Consider the following 2,010-nt stretch of genomic DNA (forward strand, 5'->3'; position numbering starts at 1 on the left):
AAACATGCATTCTTCTCCGAGTCGTAATCGCCACGCTGCTGGATATTCGAGAAGGTGGTACCCGGGAGGTTGTGGATAAGCCCCAGGTTCTGTGTGCTGAAAAAGCGTTCGACGGCACCTTTCCTTTGAGGGGCCCTTGAAGCGGGATACATGATCTCGATACCCAACTCGTTGAATCCCATGATGAGATCGCCCGCGTGAAATTCCGCTGCGTTGTCTGGGACTATTCGAGCCGGCAGCCCACGTGCCCACCATTCATTTCTCACTTTCGGAAAGCGCTTCAGCAATTCGGCTTTTGGACGGATTGAGCGTTCGATCACACGAAGCACGGTTTCCGTATTTGGCGCCGACAGGTGGAGCAAATATCCCATCACCATTCGAGAGAAGCGGTCGAGGACGATCGTCAGATAGGGGCGCCCAATGCACAGCCCCGAGGTTTCATCCACAAGCTGGACGTCCAACAAGGTGTGATCAATTTCCCAACGTTCCAAAATCTCATGGACACGTAGGACACCCGCCGCAACACGGTGCTTCTTGTCTGCTGCGTGTTTTCCGAGCCTCTCCTTATCCACAAGGTACGGATCCAGCTTGGCGATGTACCTTCGGACAGTCATTCCGCTTGGGATCTTGAGCTGATCCGAAGGCAAACGACTTTTGTTCCTCTCTTTTATCTGATCCTCGAATTCTGAAACGACCACGCTGACCGCTGGAATCGTATCCTGCAGGTAGGTTTTATTAATCACCCCTTCAAGAATAACTTCGAGCTCTCCCTGTATCGCGGCAGCCCGACCCTTTTTGGCATGCTGAGGGATAAGCTTTACTACGTTCTGGCCAATGTATTTGGCTGCCCAACGTCGAATAGTGGAAACCGAGGGTGCGCACGCATCCCCAATCTTTTTGGCGATATCTCTAAGCTTCTTGATCATGTCTTCGTCACCCGGTAGCTTGTATTTACCGCGCTTAGTTAGGTCGTCCAGATACTTGCGTCGACGCAATGCCTCATCTCCATGTTTTTTGGGGAAGCATGAAATATCTGGAGGGACGTTCCGCACATACGGAACCCTCCCAAGGTATGGCTGATCAGCGGAGATCTCGATCTCGCGCTTCTCGTAGGCCTCATAGAACTCCTTCTCGGATAGCTTCGTGGGCTCACCAAGCTCATCGAAAAAGAGCAGCTTCCGGTCAATAAGCCTCTTCTCAAGCACCATCAGTACGCCACGAACGATGACGACCAATTTCACCCTAAGGGAAAAGGTTTGCATGACGGTGCCCCCCTTGCAGGAAGACCGGGGAGTCAGTGTCAATTGACCTATCAAGGTCAATGCCCACCACCCCAAGGCCTAACAAGCGCCAGGCTTTCCCCTCACCAACCACGTAGAGCAGATCTGCAACGGTCATAGGCGGCCATTCGTTGAAGGTCGCCATTACCTCCTCCAACGCCTGATGCGAAAGCTCTGGACCGCGCCGGTGATACATCAGCCTTCTAAGATTGGTAGCCAGGGGTTCAGCTTCAATTAACTTTTCAGTGATCACCGAAAAGTTACGGGCAGTGGCGTTGAAGTAGCGCTCAGCGGCATCCAGTCGCTGCCTGACGCTGGCAATCTTCAGTCGGTCGTGAGGCTTCACTTCAAACCACCACTCGCGCCCATCCGCGAGGAAAACCTGTACGTCTGGGTAATATTTGAAGTAGCCCTGGAGCGATGGAACACGTTCCTCACTGGGCTGCGGGACGTAGCCGATGACCGCAGGAGACAGCTCAAGAAGCCGAAAAAGAGCGCCTTCGAGCTGGGACTCCCAGGGCACAGGCTTTTTATTTTTGAGCGATGGGAAGTAGCCGCGGTAATGGTTGGACCGCCGCGTGACCACCTTTCGTACTGTCATGAAACACCTCCGAAAATCTCGAAACGAGCGCCGACGCTGCGCCAAAAAATCAAGGCGCAGGGCGGGCGAAGTGAGGCCTTTCGACAGGCAACACTGTGCCGTCGAGTAACCTCGCTAAGGTCGAAAAAA

General features: G+C 53.5%; 2 protein-coding genes. Both read right to left on the minus strand.

Features of this window, described 5'->3' with window-relative positions; all coding sequences use genetic code 11:
• Positions 1–1,262 (minus strand): integrase catalytic domain-containing protein (locus APH35_RS27895; protein ID WP_156341253.1); only part of this gene is annotated, 1,262 nt, incomplete at its 3' end.
• Positions 1,243–1,881 (minus strand): TnsA endonuclease N-terminal domain-containing protein, encoded by a 639-nt coding sequence (locus APH35_RS27900; RefSeq protein WP_011953077.1) that lies wholly within the window; start codon positions 1,879–1,881, stop codon positions 1,243–1,245. The genes APH35_RS27895 and APH35_RS27900, both read right to left, overlap by 20 nt.
• Positions 1,882–2,010 lie beyond the last annotated feature (129 nt).

The sequence above is a fragment of the Pseudomonas sp. NBRC 111132 genome (genome assembly GCF_001320565.1).
Classification (GTDB): Bacteria; Pseudomonadota; Gammaproteobacteria; order Pseudomonadales; family Pseudomonadaceae; genus Aquipseudomonas; species Aquipseudomonas putida_P.

Coding starts and splice junctions, on each gene's coding strand:
- APH35_RS27900 (WP_011953077.1), bottom strand. CDS start 1,881: ATGACAGTACGAAAGGTGGTCACGCGGCGGTCCAACCATTACCGCGGC.